Source organism: Kitasatospora sp. NPDC058218 (assembly GCF_042882445.1).
Lineage (GTDB): Bacteria > Actinomycetota > Actinomycetes > Streptomycetales > Streptomycetaceae > Kitasatospora.
Genome location: NZ_JBHVWC010000058.1, coordinates 47431 through 71436 on the forward strand (window position 1 = coordinate 47431; position 24006 = coordinate 71436).

Genomic DNA, 24006 nt, shown 5'->3' on the forward strand with positions numbered 1-24006 from the left:
TCCGAGGCCTGAGGCCTGAGGCCTGAGGCCGGCGGCCGCCCCGGGGCGGGTGGGATCAGTCCCACTCGCCCCGCGGCGGCTTCGACCGGCGCTCGTCCCGCTTCTCGCCCATGACGGCGGCGAAGTTGACCCCGGCGATGCCGGCCCAGACCACCACCAGGCTCATGAACCCGGTGAACCCACTGGTGCCGCTGTTGGTCGCGATGGCGGTCAGCGGGATGCCCATGACCAGCGAGACCAGCGGCAGCTTCGAGCCCGAGCGGCCGGAGGAGCGCCGGCGCAGGTGCTCCGCCGGGCCGTAGTCGTGGAGCTGCTCCGCCACCCGGCGCTCCACCCGGGCGTCGAGGCGGGCGTCCAACCGGGAGTCCAGTCGGGCCAGGAAGGAGTCGACGATCTCCGACTCGTACTCCTTGCCCAGTTCCTTGCGGGTCTGCAGAGCGGCTTCGAGGTCGCGACGCAGTTCGTCCTGGCGAGAGTCCATGGTGCCCAGCCTGGGGCAGCACCGGGGCATCAGTCCATCGGTTCGCACCGTAATCGGGGTGGATCAGGGGGAAATCAGGGTCATCCCGAGGGGTGTCCCACCTGACGGGACGTCTCAAGGGGCGTCCCGTCGTACGAGACGTCTTTGCCAGCGGCGGCGCACTGCTGCACAGTCGTCGTCCGAACAGCTCGCACCCGGAGGTACCGCTGATGACCGCCACCGACGACACCGGCACGGTCGGCCCCTCCGCCCGGTTGCTCCAGCTCTTCGAGGGCCACCGGCTCACCCCCACCCAGCGCCGGATCGCCCACTCGCTCGTCCGGCACGCCACCGAGGCGCCGTTCCTGTCCAGCGTCGAGGTCGCCGAGCTGGCCGGCGTCAGCCAGCCCTCGGTCACCCGCTTCGCCGTCGCGCTCGGCTACGACGGCTACCCCGCGCTGCGCAAGCAGCTGCGCGAACTCGGCGCGGGCGAGACGGCCGCACCGGAGAGCCCCGACGACGTGGTGCGCAACGAGCACCAGCAGGCCGTGCTCGCCGAGATCGAACACCTGCGCCTGCTCGCCGAGCTCCTCGCCGACCCCGAGCCGATCATCCGCGCCGCCCGGCTGCTCGCCGCCTCCCGCCCGCTGCCCGTCCTCGGCCTGCGGGCCGCCTCCGCCCAGGCCCGCGGCTTCGCGTACTTCGCGGCCAAGGTGCACCCGGACATCCGGCTGCTCGACGAGGGCGGCAGCATGCTCGCCGACCGCCTCGAACAGGCCGCCGCCGCCGGCGCCAGCGCGCTGCTCTGCTTCGCCCTGCCGCGCTACCCGCGCGAACTGATGGACGCCCTGGCGGTGGCCCGCGAGTGCGGGCTGACGGTGCTGACCGTCGCCGACAGCGCCTTCGCGCCGGTCGCCAAGCTCTCGGACCTCATGCTGCCGGCCGCCGTCGGCACCGGCCTGGTCTTCGACACCGCCTGTGCGCCGATGATGCTCGGCCGGGTGCTCCTGCAGACCATGTGTGACGAACTCCCGGGCGCCGAGGCCCGGTTGGAGGCGATCGAGCAGTCCGCGACGGCTCGTGGACTGTTTTTGGAGTAGGACCGGGCCCCGGGCGGGAATCCTGTCAACAGGCCCCGGAGCAGGGCCGACCGGCAGGGGGAGCCTGTGATGCGCGTGATCCACGAGATGAAGTTCGTCGGCCGCCTCGCCTCGGGCGCCGACGAGTGGTCCTGCCCGGCCTGCGGACGCCGCGTCACCCTGCGGCGGCTGCCCGGGCCCGAACTCACCGTCCTCGAACCGGGCGACGAGAGCGCCGTCCACGTCGGCGTCATCGAGCCCGACGCCCGGGCGGCCGCCGCCGTCGACCAGTACGGCCTCGGCCCCGTCCAGGAGATCCCCCGCCCGCCGCGCCCACCGGCCCCGGCCGACCCGGACGCCGACGACCGGCGCTGGCTCGCCGAGATCGGCATCGACTGGGACGGCGACGCGGCGGCCTGAGGGCGGGTCAGCTCCTCGGGGCGTACAGCGGCAGATCGTCGGTACGCAGCTCCGGCGGCAGCGGTGCGGCGAGCGGGACGGGCTCGCCGTACTTGCCGTGCAGCACGCCCTGGTAGGCGCCGTCGCGCGGGTGGGTGTAGAGCGTCCACAGGCCCTTGCGGGGGTCGACCGCGAGCAGGGTGGCAGCGCCGGCGGTGGCGTACCAGTCCGTCTTGGTGGCAACGGCCTGGGCGCCCTCGGAGTTGGAGATGACCTCCACGGCGAGGACGGTGTCGCGCGGGTCGGCCAGCCACTCGTCGTCCCGGTCCCAGTCGACGGGGAGGATGACCAGGTCGGGAGTGACGTAGTCCTCTTCGTTGCCTGGCATGAAGATCGACGAAACCTCATACGCGCCAAGGGTTTCGGGCAGCCGTCGGATGAGCTGATCGCGCAGTAGGCGGACGGTTCCCGCGTGCTTGCCGCGGGGAGTGGGGGACATCACCAGGGTTCCTCCGACGATCTGCACTCGGAGGCCGGTGCTTCGCTCAATCTCCTCGGCGGCATCCCGGAGTCTCCCGGGGCGCACGGTGATGGCCGTCATCGCGTCCTCCGTTCATAGGCGCTGGGCCGAGTGGCTGGCACCAGCCGGATTCAGGGTAGCGCTCAGTGGTCGAGCATGCGGGTGCTGATCGGATGTGTTCAGGTCTGGTCGAAGGCTGAATGTTTGGATATATTCAGCCGAGTCGAGATTGAATGAATTCATCCGTAGGGAGCCGGGACATGGTGCAGCAGCAGGCGAGCGGGCCGCGCGAGGTGCGTGCGGCGCGCGGGACGGGGCTGACGGCGCAGGGGTGGCAGCAGGAGGCGGCCCTGCGGATGCTGATGAACAACCTCGATCCGGAGGTGGCCGAGCACCCGTCGAAGCTGGTGGTGTACGGCGGCACCGGCAAGGCGGCCCGGGACTGGCGCTCCTTCGACGCCATGGTGCGCACGCTGGAGACGCTGAAGCAGGACGAGACCATGCTGGTCCAGTCCGGCCGCCCGGTCGGCGTCATGCAGACGCACGAGTGGGCGCCGCGCGTGCTGATCGCCAACTCCAACCTGGTCGGCGACTGGGCGAACTGGGAGGAGTTCCGGCGGCTGGAGAGCCTCGGGCTCACCATGTACGGCCAGATGACCGCCGGGTCGTGGATCTACATCGGCACCCAGGGCATCCTCCAGGGCACCTACGAGACCTTCGCGGCCGTGGCCAACAAGCGGTTCGAGGGCACCCTGGCCGGGACGATCACCCTCACCGCCGGGCTCGGCGGCATGGGCGGTGCCCAGCCGCTGGCCGTCACCATGAACGGCGGCGTGGCGATCTGCATCGACTGCGACCCGTCCCGGATCTCCCGCCGGATCGAGCACCGCTACCTGGACGTCGAGGCCAAGAACCTCGCGCACGCGCTGGAGCTGGCCACCGCCGCCCGCGACAAGAAGCAGCCGCTCTCCATCGGCCTGCTGGGCAACGCCGCCGAGCTGTTCCCGCAGCTGCTCGCGATGGACGCGCCGATCGACATCGTCACCGACCAGACCAGTGCCCACGACCCGCTGAGCTACCTGCCGATCGGCGTCTCCTTCGACGACATGGCGACCTACGCGGCCGAGAAGCCCGCCGAGTTCACCCAGCGCTCGCGCGAGTCGATGGCCAGGCACGTCGAGGCGATGGTCGGCTTCATGGACGCCGGCGCCGAGGTGTTCGACTACGGCAACTCGATCCGCGGCGAGGCCCAGCTGGCCGGCTACGACCGCGCGTTCGCCTTCCCGGGCTTCGTCCCCGCGTACATCCGGCCGCTGTTCTGCGAGGGCAAGGGCCCGTTCCGCTGGGCGGCGCTGTCCGGCGACCCGCAGGACATCGCCAAGACCGACAAGGCCGTGCTCGACCTCTTCCCGGAGAACGAGTCGCTGCACCGCTGGATCAAGATGGCCCAGGAGAAGGTGCACTTCCAGGGCCTGCCGGCGCGGATCTGCTGGCTCGGCTACGGCGAGCGCGACAAGGCCGGCGAGCGGTTCAACGACATGGTCGCCTCCGGCGAGCTGTCCGCACCGATCGTGATCGGCCGCGACCACCTGGACTGCGGCTCGGTCGCCTCCCCCTACCGGGAGACCGAGGCGATGCTGGACGGCTCCGACGCGATCGCCGACTGGCCGCTGCTCAACGCCATGGTCAACGTCGCCTCCGGCGCGTCCTGGGTCTCCATCCACCACGGCGGCGGCGTCGGCATCGGCCGGTCGATTCACGCGGGCCAGGTCACGGTGGCCGACGGCACCGCGCTGGCCGGCGAGAAGATCCGCCGGGTGCTCACCAACGACCCGGGCATGGGCGTGATCCGCCACGTCGACGCCGGCTACGACCGGGCCGACGAGGTGGCAGCCGAGCGCGGCGTGCGCATCCCTATGAACGAGCACAGCCCCATGGGTGAGCTGTGAGTTTCGAAGAGATGTGGGCGGAGCTGCTCCCGGTGGGCCGCTCCGCCTCCTCCGGCGGCTACCGTCGCTTCGCCTGGAACTCCGCCGACGCCGAGTGCCGGGCCTGGTTCGAGGAGCAGGCCGTGGGACGCGGTCTGTCCTACGAGCTGGACCGCAACGGCAACCAGTGGGCCTGGCTGGGCGACCCGGCCGGCGAGGGTGCGATCGTCACCGGCTCGCACCTGGACTCCGTCCCCGACGGCGGCGCCTTCGACGGCCCGCTCGGCGTGGTCTCCTCCTTCGCCGCCCTGGACGAACTCCGCGGGCGGGGAACGGAGTTCACCCGGCCGCTGGCCATCGTCAACTTCGGCGACGAGGAGGGCGCCCGGTTCGGCGTGGCCTGCATCGGCTCGCGGCTGAGCGCGGGCGTGCTCGGCCGCGACCAGGCGTACGAGCTGCGCGACGCCGCCGGCGTCCGGCTGCCCGACGCGATGGAGAAGGCCGGCTACGACCCGGCCGCGATCGGCGCGGACGGCGACCGGCTGGCCCGGATCGGCGCCTTCGTCGAGCTGCACGTCGAGCAGGGCCGCTACCTGGCCGAGGACCAGCCGGTCGGCGTGGCCGGCGCGATCTGGCCGCACGGCCGCTGGCGGTTCGACTTCCACGGGGAGGCGAACCACGCCGGCACCACCCGGATCGAGGACCGCCGCGACCCGATGCTCACCTACGCCAACACCGTGCTCGCGGCACGGAAGAAGGCGAGGACGGCCGGTGCGCTGGCCACCTTCGGCAAGGTCGCGGTCGAGCCCAACGGCACCAACGCGATCGCCTCGCTGGTGCGCGGCTGGCTGGACTCCCGGGCCGCCGACGAGGCGACCCTCACCGCGCTGGTCGAGGAGATCGAGCGGGCCGCGTACGAGCGCGGCGACCGCGACGGCGTCCGGGTCGAGCTGACCCGCGAGTCCTACACCCCGGTGGTGGAGTTCGACGCCCCGCTGCGCGACCGGCTCGCCCGGCGGCTCGGCCGGGACGGGGCCCCCGTCCCGATCCTGCCCACCGGAGCGGGACACGACGCCGGAATCCTGGCATCGGCGATCCCGACCGCCATGCTGTTCGTACGGAACCCGAGCGGTGTCTCGCACTCCCCGGCCGAGCACGCGGAAACGGCCGACTGCCTGGCGGGCGTGGCCGCCCTCGCCGACGTACTGGAGGACCTGGCGTGTCAGTAGGCCGTGCCGCAGGCGCGCGAACGACGACTTTCTGGGCGCAGTACGCCTGGCTGCCGCACGTCAACGGGCCGGTGGTCGAGCAGGACGTGCTGATCGCCACCGGTCCCGGTGGCCGGATCACCGCGGTGACGCCGGACAGCGGGCCCTGCCCGCCCGGCGCCGTCCGGCTGGAGGGGCTGCTGCTGCCCGGCCAGGCCAACGCCCACTCGCACGCCTTCCACCGGGCGCTGCGCGGCAACGTGCAGGTCGGCTCCGGGACCTTCTGGACCTGGCGCGACACCATGTACCGGTTCGCCGGCGCGCTCGACCCGGACAGCTACCTGGCGCTCGCCACCGCCGTCTACGCCGAGATGGCGCTGGCCGGGATCACCGCGGTGGGGGAGTTCCACTACCTGCACCACGCGCCCGGCGGGGTCCGCTACGACGACCCGAACGCGATGGGCGAGGCGCTGATCGAGGCCGCCGCCCGGGCCGGGATCCGGATCACCCTGCTGGACACCTGCTACCTGTCCTCCGGCTTCGGCGCCGAGCCGACCAAGCCGCAGCGCCGGTTCAGCGACGGCGACGCCGACGCCTGGGCCGAGCGGGTGGACGCGCTCAAGCCGCGCGAGCACGCCCGGATCGGCGCCGCGATCCACTCGGTGCGGGCGGTGCCGGCCGAGCAGATCGGCACCGTCGCGCAGTGGACGGCGGCCCGCCAGGCTCCGCTGCACGTCCACCTCTCCGAGCAGACCGCCGAGAACGACGCCTGCCTCGCCGCGCACGGCGTCACCCCGACCAGGCTGCTCGCCGACCACGGCGCGCTCGGCCCGCGCACCTCGGCGGTGCACGCCACCCATCTCACCGAGGAGGACATCAAGCTCCTCACCGACTCCTCGACGGCCATCTGCATGTGCCCCACCACCGAGCGGGACCTCGCGGACGGCATCGGCCCGGCCCGCCGGCTCGCCTCGGCGGGCTGCCCGATCACCCTGGGCAGTGACAGCCACGCCGTCATCGACCCGTTCGAGGAGGCCCGCGCGCTGGAGCTGGACGAGCGGCTGCGGACCCGCACCCGGGGTCACTGGACGGCCAACTCGCTGCTGCGGGCGGGCACCGAGGACGGGCACGCCTCGCTCGGCTGGCCGGAGGCCGGGCGGATCGAGGCCGGCGCACTGGCCGACTTCACCGTGATCGCCCTGGACTCGGTGCGCACGGCCGGGCCGCCGAGCCGGCTCGGCGCCGAGATCGCGGTGTTCGCCGCCTCGGCCGCCGACGTGCGACACGTGGTGGTCGGCGGGCGGCAGATCGTCACGGACGGCGCGCACCGGCTGGTGCCCGACGTCCCGGGCGCGCTGCGGTCCTCGATCGCCGAGCTGAGCTGCTGAGTCCCCGTAACTCCCGGGGGCGGGCGGGGGCTGATCCCGCCCGCCCCCGGGGTCCAGTCCCGAAAGGCCTGATGTGAGCACCCCGAGCAGTCCGCAGAGCCAGGGCATGCCGAGCACCCTGATCACCGGTATCGGCAGCCTGGTCACCAACGACCCCGCGTACGGGACCGGGCCGCTCGGCCTGCTCGCCGACGCGGCCGTGGTGGTGGACGGCGGCACGGTCGCCTGGGTCGGACCGGCGGCCGAGGCGCCCGCCGCGGACGAGCGGTTCGACGCGGCCGGGCGGGCGCTGCTGCCCGGGTTCGTCGACTCGCACGCCCACCTGGTGTTCGCGGGGGACCGCACCGCGGAGTTCAACGCCCGGATGTCCGGCCAGTCGTACACCGCGGGCGGGATCCGGACGACGGTGGCCGCCACCCGGGCCGCGAGCGACGCCGAGCTGGACGCCAACCTGGCCCGGTTCGTCCGCGAGGCGCTGCGACAGGGGACGACCGCGATCGAGTGCAAGTCCGGCTACGGGCTGACCGTCGTCGACGAGGCCCGGGCCCTGCGGATCGCCTCCTCGTACACCCCCGAGACCACCTACCTGGGTGCCCACGTGGTCGCCCCCGAGTACGCGGACGACCCGGCGGGGTACGTGGACCTGGTCACCGGCGACATGCTGGACGCCTGCGCGCCGTACGCCCGCTGGGTGGACGTCTTCTGCGAGAACGGCGCCTTCGACGGGGACCAGGCCCGGGCGATCCTGACCGCCGGGGTCGAGCGCGGCCTCACCCCCCGGGTGCACGCCAACCAGCTCTCCTACGGTCCGGGCGTGCAGCTCGCCGTCGAGCTGGGGGCGGCCTCGGCCGACCACTGCACCCACCTCACCGACGAGGACGTGGCGGCGCTGGCCGGCTCGGCGACGGTGGCGACGCTGCTGCCCGGCGCGGAGTTCTCCACCCGCGCCGCCTACCCGGACGCGCGCCGGCTGCTCGACGCGGGCGCCGTCGTCGCGCTCTCCACGGACTGCAACCCGGGCTCCAGCTTCACCAGCTCGATGGCGTTCTGCATCGCGGTCGCGGTGCGGGAGATGGGGATGACGCCGGACGAGGCGGTCTGGGCCGCCACCGCGGGCGGCGCGCGGGCGCTGCGGCGCACCGACGTCGGCACGGTGACGGTCGGCGCGCGGGCTGACCTCCAGCTGCTGGAGGCGCCCTCGCACGTCCACCTCGCGTACCGGCCGGGCGTGCCGCTGACGGCGGCGGTCTGGCGGGCCGGCGTCCGGGAGGTCTGACGCGCCGGGGCGAGGCTGCGGCGCAGGAAGTCCAGTTCGTGCAGCAGCAGGTTCTCCGCCACCGTCTCGTCGCTCGGCGAGTGGCTGGTCCCGCTGAGCGGCAGCAGCTCGTGCGGGCGGCCGGCGGCGAGCAGGGCGGCGGAGAGCCGCAGCGCGTGCGCGGGCAGCACGTTGTCGTCGGCCAGGCCGTGGACCAGCAGCAGCGGGCGGCGCAGACCGGCGGCGTCGGGGATCAGCGAGCAGGCGTCGTAGCGCTCCGGGTGCTCGTCGGGGTGGCCGAGGAAGCGCTCCTTCCAGTGGGTGTCGTACAGCCGGTGGTCGGTGGGCGCGGCCCCGGCGACGGCGGCGTGGAAGACGTCCGGGCGGCGCAGCACGGACAGCGCGGCGAGGAAGCCGCCGTAGGACCAGCCGCGGATGGCGACCCGGTCGAGGTCCAGCAGCCCGGGGCGGGCCAGGGCGGCCTCCCGCAGGCCGTCGACCTGGTCCTCCAGGGCGGGCGTGGCGACGTCGGCGAACACGGCCTTCTCCCAGCGCGGGCCCCGCCCGGGGGTGCCGCGCCCGTCCACCACCAGGACGGCGAAGCCCTGGTCGGCGAACCACTGGGAGACCAGGTCCGTCCAGCCGCCGGCGGCGGTGACCTTCTGCATCGCGGGCCCGCCGTACGGGTCGAGCAGGACGGGCAGCGGGCCGTCGCCGGGCCGGTGGCCGGCCGGGAGGAAGAGCGTGGCGCGCAGCTCGCGCGGGCCCAGCCGGAGCAGTTCGGGCCGGGCGGCGAGGACGGGCCGCCGCGCGTGCGAGCGCAGGGCGACGGCGGGGCGCCCGTCCCGGTGGACGGTGGTGTGCCCGCCGGGTGCGCCGGGTGTCCGGGCGGTGTGGACGAGCGTGCCGGCGCTCCGTACGCCGGTGTGCACGCCGGGCGCGGAGCTGAGCCGTACGGCGCCCCCGGCCGGGTCGTACATCCACAGGTGGGTTTCGGTCGGCTCGGTGGAGCCGGTGAAGAGCACGTGTTCGCCGTCGGTGCCGAGCACCGCGCGCAGCTGGAGGCCGGGCGGGGTGACGGGCTCGCCGTCCACGGTGAGGTGGCGGGTCTCGCCGAGGTCGGCGGAGTCCACCAGCGCCCCGGCACCGGTGCGCACCGGCAGGCCGGGGACGAGTTCGACCCAGTGCTCGTCCCGCTGCTCGGCGAGCGTCCGGGTGGCGCCGTCGGCCGGGTCGACGGCGAGGGTGCGGACGGTGCGCTGGTCCCGGCTCTGCACCGCGGCGTAGGGGCCGTGGGCGTCCCAGCCGGCGGCGGTCAGGTACTCGTGCCCGGCGCGGTCCCAGCGGACCTCGGTGCGTCCGCCGTCGAGGTCCAGCAGCCAGAGCGAGACGTCGGCGTTGGCGGTGCCGGCCAGCGGGTAGCGCAGGACGCGCGGCGGCCGGGCCGGGTCGGCCGGGTCGGCCAGGTGGAGGCGGCTGAGCGGGCCGTTGTCCACCCGGGCCACCAGCAGCCGGGTGCCGTCCGGCGACCACCAGTACGCCCGGGTGCGGTACATGGACTCGGCGGCGACGTGGTCGGGGACGCCGTACGCGACCTCGGCGTGCTCGGGCCCGGCCAGGAGGCGGTCCCCGCCGCCGTCCGCGCCGACCACGCGCAGCGCGCCGTCGCCCACGTAGGCGATCAGGCGCCCGGTCGGGTCGGGGCGCGGGTCGTAGACGGTGGTGGCGGTCGGTATCCGGCGGGCGGTGCCCGCGGCGGGGTCGGCCACCCAGAGCGACCCGCCGAGCGCGAAGGCGGCCGTCCGGCCGGCCGGGTCGACGGCGAAGGCGGTGATGCCGGTGGCGTGGACGCGGGACCGCTCGCGCCGGATCCGCTCGGCCTCCGGGAGGTCCCGGTCGGTGTCGCCGAGGGCGGACGGGTCGGCCAGCAGCCGCTCCTCGCCGCTGTCGGTGTCCAGCGCCCACAGGCAGGTGACCGGGTCGTCCCCGGCCCGGCTGCGCAGAAACAGCACGGTGCGGCCGTCGGCGCAGACGGCCGGGTGGGCGGGCGCGCCGAGGGAGAAGCGGCGGGTGCGGGCGAGTTGGCGGGGGAGGGATTCGGTCGGCATGTCCGACACCCTGACACGTCCGGGGAGGCGCCGGGTCCGAAAAAGGGACCGGTACGGATCCTTTGATCCGTACCGGTCCCTTCGGCCGGGGCAGTGCCCCGGCGGTGCTTCGGCGCGCAGCGTCGGCCAGGCGTCAGCGGCGCGTCAGTGGACGTCGCCCATCAGCCGGACGACCTTCTTGCGGTACATCCACAGCGCCACACCGGCGATGATCGCCAGCACGCCCTGAACCGCGAAGTACCCGGTGGAGCCGACCACCTCGTCGCCGAGGACGAGCTGGAAGATCGCCGCGACGCAGTCGCCCGCTGTGACCGCGAGGAACCAGACGCCCATCATCTGGCTGGCGTACTTCGCCGGGGCCAGCTTGGTGGTGACGGACAGGCCCACCGGGGAGAGCGTGAGCTCACCGACGGTCTGGACCAGGTAGACCATGGCCAGCCAGAGCGGCGTGACCTTGGTGCCGCCCGAGGCGGCCGCCATCGCCAGCATCATGACGAGGAAGGAGCCGCCGATCATCAGCAGGCCGAAGGCGAACTTCACGGTGGTGCTGGGGTTCTTGGCCTTGCGGGACAGGGCCACCCAGAGCCAGGCGAAGACCGGGGCCAGCGCCATGATGTACAGCGGGTTGAGCGACTGGAACCAGGTCGACGGGAAGTCGAAGCCGAACAGCGTGGACGCGGTGTTCTCGTCCGCGAAGATGCTCAGCGTCGAGCCGGACTGGTCGTAGATCATCCAGAACACGGCGGCGGCCACGAAGAACCAGATGTAGCCGCTCATCTTGGACTTCTCGGCCTCGTCGAGGTCCTTGTCGCGCTTCACCTTGGCGAAGACGAACACCGGGATCGCGATGCCGGCGATGGACAGCGGCCAGATCGCCCAGTTGATGGTGAAGTGGCCGGTCAGCGCGACGACCGCGTAGAAGACGACGGCCAGCGCCAGCCAGAAGCCGGCCTTCTTGAAGATCACGCTCTTCTCGGCGGCCGAGATCGGCGAGGTCACCACGTCGCTCTTGGCGCTCAGGTGGCGGCTGCCCAGCAGGAACTGGGTCAGGCCGAGCGCCATGCCGATGCCGGCGAGGGCGAAGCCGAGGTGCCAGTTGACGCTCTGGCCGACGGTGCCGATGACCAGCGGGGCGGCGAAGGCACCGAGGTTGATGCCCATGTAGAAGATCGTGAAGCCGCCGTCGCGACGCGGGTCGTTCGGCCCGTCGTAGAGGTGGCCGACCATCGTGGAGATGTTGGCCTTGAGCAGGCCCGAGCCGACCGCGATGAACGCGAGGCCGACGAAGAACGACACGCTCGCCGGGACGGCCAGCAGGAAGTGGCCGATCATGATGATCGAGCCACCGACCGCGACGGTCTTGCGGGCGCCGAGGAAGCGGTCCGCGATCCAGCCGCCCGGCAGGGCGAGCAGGTAGACCATGGCCGTGTACACGCTGTACACGGCGGCGGCGACGGCCGCCTTCATGCCGAGGCCGCCCTCCGCGATGGAGGCCGTCATGTAGAGCACCAGCAGGGCACGCATGCCGTAGTAGCTGAAGCGCTCCCACATCTCGCTCATGAAGAGAGTGGCGAGGCCCCGGGGGTGCCCGAGGAAGGTCTTGCCGCTGGGAGAGGCCGGCTTGAGGCCGGCATCCAGGGTCGTAGACGCCATGTGTAGTGGTTCCTTGCCTGACAGCGTCCGCCAAAGGGGGGTGGCGGCGGACGTGGACAGAACCACTCTACGTGGCGATATTTGCCCTCATCAGATGACAAAACCCGCCAATTAGGTATGGCGATGGTAAAGCTTGCGATAGATCTGTTCGATCTTTCCATGGCAGGCCAGCATGAATTCCTTCGGTTTCAAGATCCAAGAGTGAATTCTTCGCCGAACGGTCGGTCGGAGATGGTTCGTTGAGCGGTGATCGCGCTCCGTATAACGATCACGCTCTGTGAACTACCTCACAGGGCAGTCGCCCCCAACCCGGCGGACTACCATCACCACATGACCTGTGTGCTGCTCGCCGAGGACGATCCGGCGATCTCCGAACCGCTCGCCCGGGCCCTGCGACGCGAGGGCTATGAGGTGCTCGTCCGCGAGGACGGTCCGACCGCACTGGCCGCCGGGCTCACCGAGGAGGTCGACCTCGTCGTCCTCGACCTCGGCCTGCCCGAGATGGACGGCCTGGAGGTCTGCCGCCGGCTGCGTGCCGACGGCAAGAGCTGCCCCGTCCTGGTCCTCACCGCCCGCGCCGACGAGGTCGACACCGTGGTCGGCCTGGACGCCGGGGCCGACGACTACGTCACCAAGCCCTTCCGCCTCGCCGAGCTGCTCGCACGCGTCCGGGCCCTGCTCCGGCGCGGCAACGTCGACCAGCTCACCACCGGCGCGCACGGGGTGAAGATCGACATCGAGTCGCACCGCGCCTGGCTCGGCGAGGAGGAGCTCACCCTCTCCGCCAAGGAGTTCGAGCTGCTGCGGGTGCTGGTCCGGGACGCCGGCCGGGTGGTCACCCGCGAGGAGATCATGCGCCAGGTCTGGGACACCACCTGGTGGACCTCCACCAAGACGCTGGACATGCACATCTCCTGGCTGCGCAAGAAGCTCGGGGACGACGCGGCCAACCCCCGCTACATCGCCACCGTGCGCGGCGTGGGCTTCCGCTTCGAGAAGAACTAGCCCCGCGAGGGGTACGGACCACCACCGGGAGCGGCAGCGTGAAACGCCGGATGATCAACTCGCTGCTGGGCGTCGTCCTGGTGGTGGTCGTGGTGTTCTGCGTCCCGCTCGCCCTGGTCGAGAAGCGCACCATCGTGAACTCGGCCCAGGACCGGGTGGACGCCGCCGCCGTCCGGGTGCTCGCCCTGGTGGAGAACCGGCTCGCGGCGGGCGAGCCGGTCACCGGCGACAAGTTCGCCAACCAGGTCACCGACGGCCAGTACGTCGAGGTGGACATCCCCGGCAAGCCCGTCGTCTCCAGCGGCGAGCGGCCCGCCGGGACCCACCTGCTGAAGTCCGTCGAACAGGGCGCCAGCGGCGAGACCGTCACCGTCGAGCAGTCCCGGGCCGCCGTCGACCACGAGATCGCCAACATGCTGCTGCTGCTCGGCGTGGTCGCCCTGCTCGCCGTCCAGGCCGCCGTCGCCCTCGCCGTCTGGCAGGCCAAACGCCTGGCCCGTCCGCTCACCGACCTCGCCGAGACGGCCGAGCGGCTCGGCTCCGGCGACCCGCGCCCGCGCGACCGCCGCTACGGGGTGCCCGAACTCGACCGGGTCGCCGAGGTCCTGGACGTCAGCGCCGAGCGGATCGCCCGGATGCTCACCGCCGAGCGGCGGCTCGCCGCCGACGCCTCGCACCAGCTGCGCACCCCGCTCACCGCGCTCTCCATGCGGCTGGAGGAGATCACCGCCGTCGCCGAGGACCCGGAGACCGTCAAGGAGGAGGCGACCATCGCCCTCCAGCAGGTCGAGCGGCTCACCGACGTCGTCCAGCGGCTGCTCACCACCCAGCGGGACCCGCGCAGCCCCACCGCCGTCGCCTTCGACCTGGACGACGTGGTCAAGCAGCAGGTGGAGGAGTGGGGGCCGTCGCTGCGCGACACCGGCCGGGTGCTCCAGGTGGAGGGCCTGCGCGGGGCCACCGCCGTCGGCACCCCCGGCACGGTGGCCCAGGTGCTGGCCACCCTGATCGAGAACTCGCTGATGCACGGTGCCGGGCTGATCACCCTGCGGGTGCGGCCGTCCGGGACGTCGGTGGTGGTCGAGGTGCAGGACCAGGGCGCCGGGGTGCCGCCGGAACTGGGCAACCGGGTCTTCGAGCGCGCGGTCAGCGGCCGCAACTCGACCGGCATCGGCCTGGCCGTGGCCCGCGACCTCGCGGAGGCGGACGGCGGCCGGCTCGAACTGCTCTCGCTGAGGCCGCCCGTGTTCGCCATCTTCCTGGGGCGCAGCCGCAGGGACGACTAGCACGGCCCGGGGCGCAGCCGCACGAAGGATGACGTCCGGAGATCAGCTGGGCACCACCCCGAGCTGGCGCATCAGGCCCATGACGTCCCACTGCCACCAGCCTTCCTGGATCCGGCCGCCCGCGAAGCGGAGGGTCGTCGTCCCGCGTCCGACGACCGACTTGCCGGTGGACGGCACGCCCATGAAGTCGGCCTTCTGCGTGGCGTGCCAGGTCCACCGGGTGGCGACCTCGTCGCCCTCGGCGATCTGGCTCTCGATCGCGAAGGTGAAGTCGAAGGCTCCGACGTAACCGCCGCAGCGCTCCTTGAACGCCGCCCGGCCGACCGCGTCGCCCTGGCTGCCGTAGTCGTGGTCGCGGTAGTCGGCGGCCATGAGCTCGTCGACCACGCCGAGGTTGCCCCTGGAGATCTCTTCCATGAGCCGGGTCGCGGAGGCCTTGTTGAACTGCTCGTCGCGGACCACGTCCAGGTCGGTGAAGGTCGGCGGCTCGTCGCAGAGCGCGACCATCTCCCGGAAGATCCGGTCGGTCTCGGGCAGACGGGAGTTCTTCATGGCCTCCTCGAACGAGGCGAACTCCACGATCTCCACGACGTGCTTGGTGTCGGAGCGGTCGGTGGCGACCATCGCGTGGCCGGCCGTCCGCCTGCCCTTGGTCTGCTCGGCCCAGCTGTCCATGAGCCGGTTGAGGTCATCCAACCTGTCGGTCTTGCAGTCGATGATCTGGACGAACGCCATGGCGAACCTCCTGGGGACCCCCTGGCCTCGATCGTCCGCCGGCCGTGCTCGTGCTCGCCCTCGGAAACCACTGTCCTCTTGAGAGGAGCGGTACGGCAAGCGGGGGCCTATTCGGCCTTGGCGTACCGGATCTCCTCGGCGGCCAGCACCAGTTCGGCCTGCGCGACGACCTCGGTGGCCGGCTCGGCCTCGGCGGCCGTCTCCGGGACCGCCGTGAAGACCCACGTCCGGTAGGAGACGAAGCGGAACACCGTCGCCACCGCGAGGCCGACCACCTTGGCGGCCAGCTGCTCGAACGGCGTGTCCAGGCCGAGCACGTACCGCGAGAAACCCAGCACGCCGGTCTCGATCAGCATCCCGGCGCCGCTGAACAGCAGGAACAGCGTGATCTCGCGCTTGCGGGCGGCGGCGTCGCGGTCCCGGTACAGCCAGTAGCGGTAGCCGAGGTAGTTGGTCGCGATCGCGACGATCGTCGCCACGATGTTCGACCGCACCGAGGCGAGGCCCAGACCGTTGATGCAGACCCAGAAGAGGGCGAAGTTGACCACCACGCCGCTCAGGCCGACGATGCCGAACTTCACGACCTCGCCCTTGAGCCCGCGCAACTTCTGCGCCAGCGAGGGGTTCGACGCTGCGGTCGTCGCCATACCGGGCTGCCTCCATGTGCCAGCGGACGAGGTGGCCCGGAGCGGATGCGCGGCCGGCCCTTGAGCCCTGCGTGCACGCACATGATCGGATCACGCGTACAGGACCTAGCGGACCAGGCTACCCGGTTCCGCCGATCGGCTCAGCCCCCAGGGTTCCTCGCCCTCCGGGACGGTGCCCGGGGGCGAAGCGGTTCCATGGCCCCCGACCGGCCCGGATATCCTGGCGGGGTGACTTCCCCGGGCAATGCGAATTTTCCAGTGGTGGGCATGATCGGCGGCGGGCAGTTGGCCCGCATGGCACACCAGGCGGGCATCCCGCTGGGGGTCAGGTTCAAACTCCTCGCCGACACGCCCCAGGACTCCGCCGCGCAGGTGGTGGCCGACACCGTCCTCGGCGACTACCGCGACCTCGACACGCTGCGCCGCTTCGCGGCCGGCTGTGACGTGATCACCTTCGACCACGAGCACGTGCCGACCGAGCACCTGCGGGCCCTGCAGGCCGACGGCGTGGCCGTCCGGCCCGGCCCGGAGGCGCTGGTCAACGCCCAGGACAAGGGCGTGATGCGCGCGAAGCTCGACTCCATCGGGGTGCCCTGCCCCCGCCACCGGATCGTCGCCGACCCGGCCGACGTGACCGCCTTCGCCGAGGAGGGCACCGGCTATCCGGTCGTCCTCAAGACCGTCCGCGGCGGCTACGACGGCAAGGGCGTCTGGGTCGTCGACGACGAGCAGCAGGCGCAGGCGCCGTTCCTGGCCGGCGTCCCCGTGCTGGCCGAGGAGAAGGTGGACTTCGTCCGCGAGCTGGCGGCCAACGTGGTCCGCTCGCCCAGCGGCCAGGCCGTCGCCTACCCGGTGGTGGAGAGCCTCCAGGAGAACGGCGTCTGCGCCGAGGTCACCGCCCCGGCGCCGGACCTCGACCCGGCCCTCTCCGACGAGGCCCAGCAGCTGGCCCTGCGGATCGCCGGCGAGCTGGACATCACCGGCCACCTCGCGGTCGAGCTGTTCCAGACCCGGGACGGCCGGATCCTGGTCAACGAGCTGGCCATGCGCCCCCACAACTCCGGGCACTGGACCCAGGACGGCGCTGTCACCTCGCAGTTCGAGAACCACCTGCGGGCCGTGCTCGACCTGCCGCTCGGAGACCCGCGGCCGCGTGCCAAGTGGACCGTCATGGTCAACGTCCTCGGCGGCGACTACCCGGACATGTACCACGCCTTCCTGCACTGCATGGCCCGTGACCCCGGCCTGCGGATCCACATGTACGGGAAGGACGTGAAGCCCGGCCGCAAGGTCGGCCACGTCAACGTCTTCGGGGACGACCTCGACGACGTCCGCGAGCGCGCCCGTCATGCGGCCGCCTACCTGCGAGGAACGATCACCGAATGACCCACCCCCTTGTCGGCATCGTGATGGGCTCGGACTCCGACTGGCCGGTCATGGAGGCCGCGGCCCAGGCCCTCGACGAGTTCGAGATCCCCTACGAGGTGGACGTCGTCTCCGCGCACCGGATGCCGCGCGAGATGGTCGCGTACGGCGAGAGCGCCCACACCCGCGGGCTGAAGGCGATCATCGCGGGTGCCGGCGGCGCCGCCCACCTGCCGGGCATGCTCGCCTCGGTCACCCCGCTGCCGGTCATCGGCGTCCCGGTGCCGCTGCGCTACCTGGACGGCATGGACAGCCTGCTGTCGATCGTCCAGATGCCGGCCGGGGTGCCGGTGGCCACCGTCTCGGTGGCGGGCGCGCGCAACGCGGGCCTGCTGGCGGTGCGGATGCTGGCCGCGTTCGACCCCGAGCTGACCGAGAAGATGACGGACTTCCAGGCCGAGCTGAACAGCCAGGCCACCGAGAAGGGGAAGAAGCTGCGGGCCAAGGTGGCGGGTTCCGCCTCCTTCGGCTTTGGAAAGTAGTCATATCGGATACAACAGCCTGTATGACCTCTGAGCTGTTGGACTCCGCTGAGCAGCCCGACCCGGCCGCCCTGTTGGACCGTGCCCGCGCCCTCCTCCGCGACACCCCCGTGGTGGACGGCCACAACGACCTCCCCTGGGCGATGCGCGAGCAGGTCGGCTACGACCTCGACACGCTCGACCTGGCCGCCGACCAGAGTTCCCGGCTGCACACCGACCTCGCCCGCCTCACCGCGGGCGGGGTCGGCGCGCAGTTCTGGTCCGTCTACGTCCCCTCGCGGCTGGCCGGCGACCACGCCGTCAGCGCCACCCTGGAGCAGATCGACTTCGTCCGGGCCCTGGCCGCGCGCTTCCCCGACCGGCTCCGGCTCGCGTTCACCGCCGAGGACATGGAGACCGCCCGCACCGAGGGCCGGATCGCCTCCCTGATGGGCGCCGAGGGCGGCCACTCCATCGACTGCTCGCTCGCCACCCTGCGCGCCCTGTACGAGCTCGGCGTCCGGTACCTGACGCTCACCCACAACGACAACACCCCGTGGGCCGACTCCGCCACCGACAAGCCGGTGGCCCGGGGCCTGACCCGGTTCGGCGAGGAGGTCGTCCGGGAGATGAACCGGCTCGGCATGCTGGTCGACCTCTCGCACGTCTCCGCCGACACCATGCGCGACGCGCTGCGGGTCAGCGAGGCGCCGGTGCTCTTCTCGCACTCCTCCGCGCGCGCCGTCTGCGACCACCCGCGCAACATCCCGGACGACGTGCTCGGCCGGCTGGCCGCCAACGGCGGCGTCGCGATGGCCACCTTCGTCCCCAAGTTCATCCTGCCCGCCGCCATCGAGTGGACCGTCGCCGCCGACGAGAACATGCGCGCCCACGGCTTCGACCACCTCGACACCACCCCGGCCGGGATGGCCTGCCAGCGGGCCTTCGAACAGACCACCCCGCGCCCGGTCGCCACCCCGGCCACCGTCGCCGACCACCTCGACCACATGCGCGAGGTGGCCGGCATCGACCACATCGGCATCGGCGGCGACTTCGACGGCACCGCGTTCCTCCCGGCCGGGCTGGACGACGTGGCCGGCTACCCCAACCTGATCGCCGAACTGCTCGGCCGCGGCTGGTCGCGGAGCGACCTCGGGAAGCTCACCTGGCACAACGCGGTACGCGTGCTGCGCGACGCCGAGGCCGTCGCGCGCGACCTGCGGACCTCCCGCGGCCCGTCCATCGCCACCATCGCGCAGCTCGACGGCTGAGCCGGACAGACCCCGCCCCGGCGCAGGGGCCGCCCGGGAATGGCCGGGGGGCCGGGGGCGCTGGGAGTGGGTGAGTCAGCGGCTGCGAGGAGGCAGGGCATGTACGGCGACCCGGAGACGGTCCGCAGGATCCTTACCGAGCTGGGCGACACCTGGGCCGTCGTCGGCCTCTCGTCCAACCAGCGGCGCGCCGCGTACGGCGTGGCCGAGGTGCTGCAGCGCTTCGGGAAGCGGATCGTGCCCGTGCACCCCAAGGCCGAGACGGTCCACGGGGAGAAGGGGTACGCGACCCTGTCGGACATCCCGTTCGAGGTCGACGTGGTCGACACCTTCGTCCGGTCCGACCTCGCCGGCGCGGTGGCCGACGAGGCCGTGGCCATCGGTGCCGCGGCCGTCTGGTTCCAGCTCGGCGTGGTGGACGAGGCCGCGTACGAGCGGGCGCGCGCGGCCGGTCTCGCGATGGTGATGGACAAGTGCCCCGCCATCGAGATCCCGCGCCTCGGGCTCGCGGGCTAGGTCCGGTCAGCACGGGAGGGGCCCGCCGGTCGAGGGACGACCGGTGGGCCCCTCCGTCGTGGTCCGGCCGCGCCCCGCCGGAAATCGCTTGCCGTGCCGTAGGGGTACCTCGCTAGGCTCCTTGCGGCACCGACCGGTGCACGAATCATTTCGCGCGCCGGTGGTTCGAGCGCGCTGGCCTGGGGGGTCTGATGGAGCGTCGTACACTGCTGCGCGGTCTTGCGGGGGTGCCGCTCGGAGCGATGGCCGTGGTGTCCGCGGCCGGGCAGGCCGAGGCGGCCGACTACAACATGACGGTCGATCCGGGGGTCGACTGGGGTACCTGGGAGGGCTGGGGCACCAGCCTGGGCTGGTGGGCGAACCACCTCGACCCCCGCGAGGACCTGGCCGACCTGTTCTTCACCCGCAAGACGGTGTCGCTCCACGGGGAGCAGCTGCCGGGCCTCGGGATGAACATCGTCCGCTACTGCGCCGGGGCGTCGGGGACGAACGTCGTCGAGGGCCGGCGCATGGTGCGCAACGGCGAGCAGCTCGACGGGTTCAAGCAGATCGAGGGCTTCCAGCGGGACTGGTACTCGGCGGACCCGTACTCGGCCAGCTTCGACTGGAACGCCGACGCCAACCAGCGCGCCGTCCTGCAGCTGGCGAAGAGCCGGGGCGTCGACACCTTCGAGCTGTTCGCCAACTCGCCCCAGTGGTGGATGCTGAAGAACGACGACCCGCGCGGCGCCGCGGACGGCTCCTGCAACCTCCAGGACGGCAACTTCGGCCGCCACGCCGCCTACCTGGCGACCGTGGCCCGCTACGCGCACGACCACTGGGGCATCGACTTCGCCTCGGTCCAGCCCATGAACGAGCCGGGCCTGGACTGGGGGTACACCACCGGCAACGGGCAGGAGGGGTGCTCCTACTCGCACGCCCAGCAGGCCGAGCTCATCCGGCTGACCCGGACCCAGCTGGACGTCCGGGGCCTGGGCGGGACGTTGGTGGCGGGCTTCGACGAGAACGGCACCGCGATGGCGGCCGACACCTGGCGGGACCAGGCGTTCGACGCCGGCACCCGCGCGGCGGTCGGGCGGGTCAACGTGCACGGGTACGACCAGCTCGGCGGCGACCGCGCCGGGCTGTACGGCCTGGTGGCGCCCGAGGGCAAGAAGATCTGGGTCTCGGAGTACGGCGACGAATGGGGCCACGGCCTGGCGATCGCCCAGAACCTGAACGCCGACCTCCGCCTGCTGCACCCGACGGCGTGGGTGTACTGGCAGATCCTCGACTGGGAGGGCTGGGGCGCGATCAACTTCACCGGCGGGCGGATCGGTGCCGTCAACCGCAAGTACTACGTGCTCGCCCAGTACATGCGGCACATCCGCCCCGGGATGAGGATCATCGACTCGGGCCACCCCGACGCGGTCGCGGCGTACGACGAGGTCAACCACAAGCTGGTGGTCGTCGCCGCGAACTACCAGGAATCGCAGTGGCTCACCTTCGACCTGTCCCGGTTCGGGCAGCCGGGGCAGGACGGCGCCCTGGTCCGTCGCTGGGTCACGGGTGTGGTGCCCGAGAACGGCGAGCGGTACCAGCCGTACGAGGACACCTACCTGCACGCCGGCCGGTTCTGGTCGTTCTGCGGCTCCCAGACCGTGCAGACCTTCGAGATCGAGGACGTGCACCTGTAGGCGCCGGGTGCCCCGGCCGGGCCCGCCCGGCCGGGGCACCGCGGGTCAGCTCGGGCGGCCCAGCGCCCGGTACGTCCAGCCGGCCGCGCGCCAGGCGGCGGCGTCCAGGGCGTTGCGGCCGTCCAGCAGACGTCGCTCGGCGACCACCGCACCCAGCTCGGCCGGGTCGAGGTCGCGGAACTCCTGCCACTCGGTGAGGTGCAGCACCACGTGCGCGCCCTCGGCGGCCTCCAGCGGGGACTCGGCGTAGGCCAGGCCCGGGAACATCTTGCGGGCGTTGTCCATCGCCTTCGGGTCGTACACCGTGACCTGCGCGCCCTGGAGCTGGATCTGGGCGGCGACGTTGAGCGCGGGGGAGTCCCGGATGTCGTCCGAGTTCGGCTTGAAGGCGGCGCCGAGGACGGCGACCCGGCGGCCGAGGAAGCCGCCGCCGCACTGCTCGCGGGCCAGCTCGACCATCCGGGAGCGCCGGCGCATGTTGATCGAGTCGACCTCGCGCAGGAAGGTCAGGGCCTGGTCGGCGCCCAGCTCCCCGGCCCGGGCCATGAACGCCCTGATGTCCTTGGGCAGGCAGCCGCCGCCGAAGCCGATGCCCGCGTTGAGGAACTTGCGGCCGATCCGCTCGTCGTAGCCGAGCGCGGTGGAGAGCAGGGTGACGTCGGCGCCGGCGGCCTCGCAGACCTCGGACATCGCGTTGATGAACGAGATCTTGGTGGCCAGGAAGGAGTTGGCGGCGGCCTTGACCAGCTCGGCGGTGGCGTAGTCGGTGACCACGAACGGCACTCCGGCCGCGATCGGTTCGGCGTACACCTCGCGCAGCACCTGCTCGGCGTGCTCGCTGCGGGAGCCGACCACGATCCGGTCCGGGCGCAGGGTGTCCTGGACGGCGAAGCCCTCGCGCAGGAACTCCGGGTTCCAGGCGAGCTCCGCGCCCGCACCGACCGGCGCCAGCGCGGCCAGCCGCGCGGCCAGCCGGTTCGCCGAGCCGACCGGGACGGTGGACTTGCCGACCACCAGCACCGGGCGGGTCAGATGGGGGGCGAGCCCGTCGATCGCGGCGTCCACGTAGGACATGTCGGCGGCGAACTCGCCCTTGAGCTGCGGGGTGTTGACGCAGACGAAGTGCACGTCGCCGAACTCCGCGGCCTCCTGGACGGAGGTGGTGAAGCGCAGCCGGCCGGTCGAACCCTCGTGGCCCGCCACATGCTTGAGCAGCAGCTCGGACAGGCCCGGCTCGTACATCGGCACCCGGCCGGCGGTCAGCGTGGCGATCTTCTCCGGGTCGATGTCCAGACCCAGCACCTCGAAGCCGAACTCGGCCATGGCGGCGGCGTGGGTGGCGCCGAGATAGCCGGTGCCGATCACGGAGATGCGGAGGGTCACTGGTTCCCCTTTGCGGAATCTCGACCTGGACTGCCGTGGGACGGGCAGGACCTGCGAGCACCGATGCTATCCGCCCGTACCGGCCCGGCCCAGGCCGTCCTGCCTGCACCGATGTTTGGGGAGCGCGGGTGCGGGTGCAGGCCCCTGGGCGTACGCCGGGCGCGATCCGGTGGAACCCCTACGCGGGCGCTGTGACCGGCGGCACAATGCGCGCATGGATCCGAAGCCCGAGAGCACGGACGAAGCACCCGTCGACGAACCTGACCGCACCGAGGAGCCGGAGCGCAGCGACGAACCTGACCGCACCGAGGAGCCGGACCGCACCGCGCGGCTCAGCCTCTTCGAGCCGCGCGAGGGCGAGGCGCCGCCCGAGCCGCCGGCCCGCCGCCGCCGCACCCGCCGCGTCCTGCTCTGGACGCTCTCCGTCCTGCTGGTGCTGGTCCTCGGCACGGGCGGCGCCCTCTTCTGGGCGGCCGAGCACTACGCCTCCTCCGTCGCGCGCATCCCGGACGCCTTCCCGACCGCGCCGGAGTCCGCGCAGCCGAAGCCCGTCCCGGCGAGCGGGCTCAACCTGCTGCTGGTCGGCCTGGACGCCCGCTCGGACGTCCCGACCACCGGCAGCCGGGCCAAGGCCCCGGTCTGGCAGGAGGGCGCGGCCCGCAGCGACACCATGATGCTGCTGCACCTCTCCGAGGACCGCCGCAGCGCCTCGCTGGTCTCGCTGGCCCGCGACACCTGGGTGGACGTCCCCGGCCACGGCCGGGCCAAGCTGAACGCCGCCTACTCCTGGGGCGGCCCGGCGCTGATGACCGAGACCGTGCAGAACCTCACCGGCATCCGGATCGACCACCTCGCGGTGGTCGACTGGAACGGCTTCCGTGCCCTCACCGACGCCGTCGGCGGCGTGGACATCACCGTCCCGCGCACCATCGAGGCCGTCGGCGAGGCCCGGGCCTGGGAGGCGGGCACCCATCACATGGACGGCGCGCAGGCGCTGCTCTACGTCCGTGAACGCTACGGCCTGCCCGGCGGGGACCTCGACCGCACCAAGCGGCAGCAGAACTTCCTGCGCGCACTGATGCTGCGGATCATGGACTCCGGGACGCTGACCAGCCCGTCCCGACTCGGCGGCCTGCTGCAGTCGGTCGGCGAGGTGGTCAGCGTGGACGACCGGCTCTCCAACGCCGACCTCTTCCAGCTCGCCTGGAGCCTGCGTTCGCTGCGCCCCGACGACGTCCGCTTCATGAACGCGCCGTTCGGCGGCTTCGACACCGAGGACGGTCAGAGCGTCGTCCTGCTGGACGAGCGTCCGGCCGCCCAGCTCTGGGAGGCGATGCGAAACGACCGGATGCCGCAGTACTTCCAGGAGCACCGGGCCGGCGACACCCTGGGGGCCGACGTCGACTGAACCTAGGCAGTCGCAGGTCGGAGCCCTAGGATCTACTTAACGGTAACTAACCACAACTGAGCGGCGAGGCAGGCATCATGGCGGGCAGCGCAGGGGCGTCGGACTTCGATCTCTTCCGGATCTCCGAGGAGCACGAGATGCTGCGTGAGGCGGTGCGTTCGCTGGCCGAGGCGAAGATCGCTCCGTTCGCGGCGG

At 72.4% G+C, this 24006-nt stretch carries 20 protein-coding genes and 2 pseudogenes; 15 read left to right on the top strand and 7 right to left on the bottom strand.

The window, feature by feature from the left end; all coding sequences use genetic code 11:
• Positions 1-55: 55 nt before the first annotated feature.
• On the bottom strand, positions 56-481 hold the full coding sequence (locus ACFVYI_RS31410) for a hypothetical protein (protein ID WP_387891875.1): 426 nt from the start codon (positions 479-481) through the stop codon (positions 56-58).
• Between the two features lie 209 nt (positions 482-690).
• Here ACFVYI_RS31410 and ACFVYI_RS31415 point away from each other — a divergent pair, with 209 nt between their 5' ends.
• Entirely contained in the window at positions 691-1560 is an 870-nt protein-coding gene (locus ACFVYI_RS31415; RefSeq protein ID WP_387891876.1) for a MurR/RpiR family transcriptional regulator, read from the top strand.
• A gap of 69 nt (positions 1561-1629) precedes the next feature.
• Positions 1630-1959 carry a hypothetical protein gene (locus tag ACFVYI_RS31420; RefSeq protein ID WP_387891878.1) on the top strand — a complete coding sequence of 110 codons (330 nt, stop codon included), beginning with the start codon at positions 1630-1632 and terminating at the stop codon, positions 1957-1959.
• A gap of 7 nt (positions 1960-1966) precedes the next feature.
• Here ACFVYI_RS31420 and ACFVYI_RS31425 read toward each other — a convergent pair whose 3' ends face one another.
• Positions 1967-2539 carry a Uma2 family endonuclease gene (locus ACFVYI_RS31425; protein WP_387891880.1) on the bottom strand — a complete coding sequence of 191 codons (573 nt, stop codon included), beginning with the start codon at positions 2537-2539 and terminating at the stop codon, positions 1967-1969.
• Between the two features lie 179 nt (positions 2540-2718).
• On the opposite strand from ACFVYI_RS31425, the gene hutU reads away from it, so the two are divergent.
• The 4 genes from hutU to hutI all read left to right on the top strand — a co-directional run bounded on the left by hutU (position 2719) and on the right by hutI (position 8258).
• Positions 2719-4407 carry a urocanate hydratase gene (hutU, locus tag ACFVYI_RS31430; RefSeq protein ID WP_387891882.1) on the top strand — a complete coding sequence of 563 codons (1689 nt, stop codon included), beginning with the start codon at positions 2719-2721 and terminating at the stop codon, positions 4405-4407.
• Between the two features lie 11 nt (positions 4408-4418).
• On the top strand, positions 4419-5615 hold the full coding sequence (locus ACFVYI_RS31435) for an allantoate amidohydrolase (RefSeq protein ID WP_387891907.1): 1197 nt from the start codon (positions 4419-4421) through the stop codon (positions 5613-5615).
• Complete coding sequence (locus tag ACFVYI_RS31440; RefSeq protein ID WP_387891883.1) at positions 5606-6982, top strand: formimidoylglutamate deiminase; 1377 nt, start codon at positions 5606-5608, stop codon at positions 6980-6982. The genes ACFVYI_RS31435 and ACFVYI_RS31440 overlap by 10 nt, the downstream gene beginning before the upstream one ends.
• A gap of 106 nt (positions 6983-7088) precedes the next feature.
• The gene (gene hutI / locus ACFVYI_RS31445; protein WP_387891885.1) at positions 7089-8258 is read left to right on the top strand and encodes an imidazolonepropionase; all 1170 of its coding nucleotides are present in this window, start codon (positions 7089-7091) and stop codon (positions 8256-8258) included.
• A gap of 71 nt (positions 8259-8329) precedes the next feature.
• Here the strand turns inward: hutI and ACFVYI_RS31450 are convergent.
• Together ACFVYI_RS31450 and ACFVYI_RS31455 are read right to left on the bottom strand one after the other, a co-directional pair.
• Positions 8330-10345, bottom strand: a pseudogene (locus tag ACFVYI_RS31450) (prolyl oligopeptidase family serine peptidase); the annotation flags it as partial.
• Positions 10346-10489: 144 nt separating this feature from the next.
• Positions 10490-11998 carry a peptide MFS transporter gene (locus tag ACFVYI_RS31455; RefSeq protein WP_387891887.1) on the bottom strand — a complete coding sequence of 503 codons (1509 nt, stop codon included), beginning with the start codon at positions 11996-11998 and terminating at the stop codon, positions 10490-10492.
• A gap of 330 nt (positions 11999-12328) precedes the next feature.
• Here ACFVYI_RS31455 and ACFVYI_RS31460 point away from each other — a divergent pair, with 330 nt between their 5' ends.
• Positions 12329-13003: a response regulator transcription factor gene (locus ACFVYI_RS31460; RefSeq protein ID WP_030290974.1), complete on the top strand. Its 675-nt coding sequence runs from the start codon at positions 12329-12331 to the stop codon at positions 13001-13003.
• 38 nt (positions 13004-13041) lie between these two features.
• Positions 13042-14289 carry an ATP-binding protein gene (locus tag ACFVYI_RS31465; protein ID WP_387891889.1) on the top strand — a complete coding sequence of 416 codons (1248 nt, stop codon included), beginning with the start codon at positions 13042-13044 and terminating at the stop codon, positions 14287-14289.
• Positions 14290-14331: 42 nt separating this feature from the next.
• Here ACFVYI_RS31465 and ACFVYI_RS31470 read toward each other — a convergent pair whose 3' ends face one another.
• The gene (locus ACFVYI_RS31470) at positions 14332-15024 is read right to left on the bottom strand and encodes an ester cyclase (protein WP_387891890.1); all 693 of its coding nucleotides are present in this window, start codon (positions 15022-15024) and stop codon (positions 14332-14334) included.
• A gap of 107 nt (positions 15025-15131) precedes the next feature.
• Positions 15132-15671 (bottom strand): GtrA family protein, encoded by a 540-nt coding sequence (locus ACFVYI_RS31475; RefSeq protein WP_387891892.1) that lies wholly within the window; start codon positions 15669-15671, stop codon positions 15132-15134.
• Between the two features lie 195 nt (positions 15672-15866).
• Here ACFVYI_RS31475 and ACFVYI_RS31480 point away from each other — a divergent pair, with 195 nt between their 5' ends.
• From ACFVYI_RS31480 to ACFVYI_RS31500, 5 genes are all read left to right on the top strand, one after another.
• Positions 15867-17057 (top strand): 5-(carboxyamino)imidazole ribonucleotide synthase, encoded by a 1191-nt coding sequence (locus ACFVYI_RS31480; protein ID WP_387891893.1) that lies wholly within the window; start codon positions 15867-15869, stop codon positions 17055-17057.
• On the top strand, positions 17054-17578 hold the full coding sequence (gene purE, locus ACFVYI_RS31485) for a 5-(carboxyamino)imidazole ribonucleotide mutase (protein WP_387891895.1): 525 nt from the start codon (positions 17054-17056) through the stop codon (positions 17576-17578). The genes ACFVYI_RS31480 and purE overlap by 4 nt, the downstream gene beginning before the upstream one ends.
• A 23-nt stretch (positions 17579-17601) precedes the next feature.
• The gene (locus ACFVYI_RS31490; RefSeq protein ID WP_387891897.1) at positions 17602-18828 is read left to right on the top strand and encodes a dipeptidase; all 1227 of its coding nucleotides are present in this window, start codon (positions 17602-17604) and stop codon (positions 18826-18828) included.
• Between the two features lie 99 nt (positions 18829-18927).
• Positions 18928-19344 carry a CoA-binding protein gene (locus ACFVYI_RS31495; protein ID WP_387891899.1) on the top strand — a complete coding sequence of 139 codons (417 nt, stop codon included), beginning with the start codon at positions 18928-18930 and terminating at the stop codon, positions 19342-19344.
• Between the two features lie 191 nt (positions 19345-19535).
• Positions 19536-21020, top strand: a complete 1485-nt coding sequence (locus tag ACFVYI_RS31500; RefSeq protein WP_387891900.1) for a glycoside hydrolase — start codon at positions 19536-19538, stop codon at positions 21018-21020.
• A 45-nt stretch (positions 21021-21065) separates the two neighbouring features.
• Here the strand turns inward: ACFVYI_RS31500 and ACFVYI_RS31505 are convergent, their stop codons facing one another.
• On the bottom strand, positions 21066-22403 hold the full coding sequence (locus ACFVYI_RS31505) for a UDP-glucose dehydrogenase family protein (RefSeq protein WP_387891902.1): 1338 nt from the start codon (positions 22401-22403) through the stop codon (positions 21066-21068).
• Positions 22404-22617: 214 nt separating this feature from the next.
• On the opposite strand from ACFVYI_RS31505, the gene ACFVYI_RS31510 reads away from it, so the two are divergent.
• Entirely contained in the window at positions 22618-23811 is a 1194-nt protein-coding gene (locus tag ACFVYI_RS31510) for an LCP family protein (RefSeq protein ID WP_387891903.1), read from the top strand.
• Positions 23812-23888: 77 nt separating this feature from the next.
• Positions 23889-24006: pseudogene (locus tag ACFVYI_RS31515) on the top strand (acyl-CoA dehydrogenase); the annotation flags it as partial.

Coding starts and splice junctions, on each gene's coding strand:
- ACFVYI_RS31415 (WP_387891876.1), top strand. CDS start 691: ATGACCGCCACCGACGACACCGGCACGGTCGGCCCCTCCGCCCGGTTG.
- ACFVYI_RS31455 (WP_387891887.1), bottom strand. CDS start 11,998: ATGGCGTCTACGACCCTGGATGCCGGCCTCAAGCCGGCCTCTCCCAGC.
- purE (WP_387891895.1), top strand. CDS start 17,054: ATGACCCACCCCCTTGTCGGCATCGTGATGGGCTCGGACTCCGACTGG.
- ACFVYI_RS31495 (WP_387891899.1), top strand. CDS start 18,928: ATGTACGGCGACCCGGAGACGGTCCGCAGGATCCTTACCGAGCTGGGC.
- hutI (WP_387891885.1), top strand. CDS start 7,089: ATGCCGAGCACCCTGATCACCGGTATCGGCAGCCTGGTCACCAACGAC.
- ACFVYI_RS31510 (WP_387891903.1), top strand. CDS start 22,618: ATGGATCCGAAGCCCGAGAGCACGGACGAAGCACCCGTCGACGAACCT.
- ACFVYI_RS31470 (WP_387891890.1), bottom strand. CDS start 15,024: ATGGCGTTCGTCCAGATCATCGACTGCAAGACCGACAGGTTGGATGAC.
- ACFVYI_RS31420 (WP_387891878.1), top strand. CDS start 1,630: ATGCGCGTGATCCACGAGATGAAGTTCGTCGGCCGCCTCGCCTCGGGC.
- ACFVYI_RS31425 (WP_387891880.1), bottom strand. CDS start 2,539: ATGACGGCCATCACCGTGCGCCCCGGGAGACTCCGGGATGCCGCCGAG.
- ACFVYI_RS31475 (WP_387891892.1), bottom strand. CDS start 15,671: ATGGCGACGACCGCAGCGTCGAACCCCTCGCTGGCGCAGAAGTTGCGC.
- ACFVYI_RS31435 (WP_387891907.1), top strand. CDS start 4,419: ATGTGGGCGGAGCTGCTCCCGGTGGGCCGCTCCGCCTCCTCCGGCGGC.
- ACFVYI_RS31460 (WP_030290974.1), top strand. CDS start 12,329: ATGACCTGTGTGCTGCTCGCCGAGGACGATCCGGCGATCTCCGAACCG.
- ACFVYI_RS31480 (WP_387891893.1), top strand. CDS start 15,867: ATGGCCCCCGACCGGCCCGGATATCCTGGCGGGGTGACTTCCCCGGGC.
- ACFVYI_RS31410 (WP_387891875.1), bottom strand. CDS start 481: ATGGACTCTCGCCAGGACGAACTGCGTCGCGACCTCGAAGCCGCTCTG.
- ACFVYI_RS31490 (WP_387891897.1), top strand. CDS start 17,602: ATGACCTCTGAGCTGTTGGACTCCGCTGAGCAGCCCGACCCGGCCGCC.
- ACFVYI_RS31500 (WP_387891900.1), top strand. CDS start 19,536: ATGGAGCGTCGTACACTGCTGCGCGGTCTTGCGGGGGTGCCGCTCGGA.
- hutU (WP_387891882.1), top strand. CDS start 2,719: ATGGTGCAGCAGCAGGCGAGCGGGCCGCGCGAGGTGCGTGCGGCGCGC.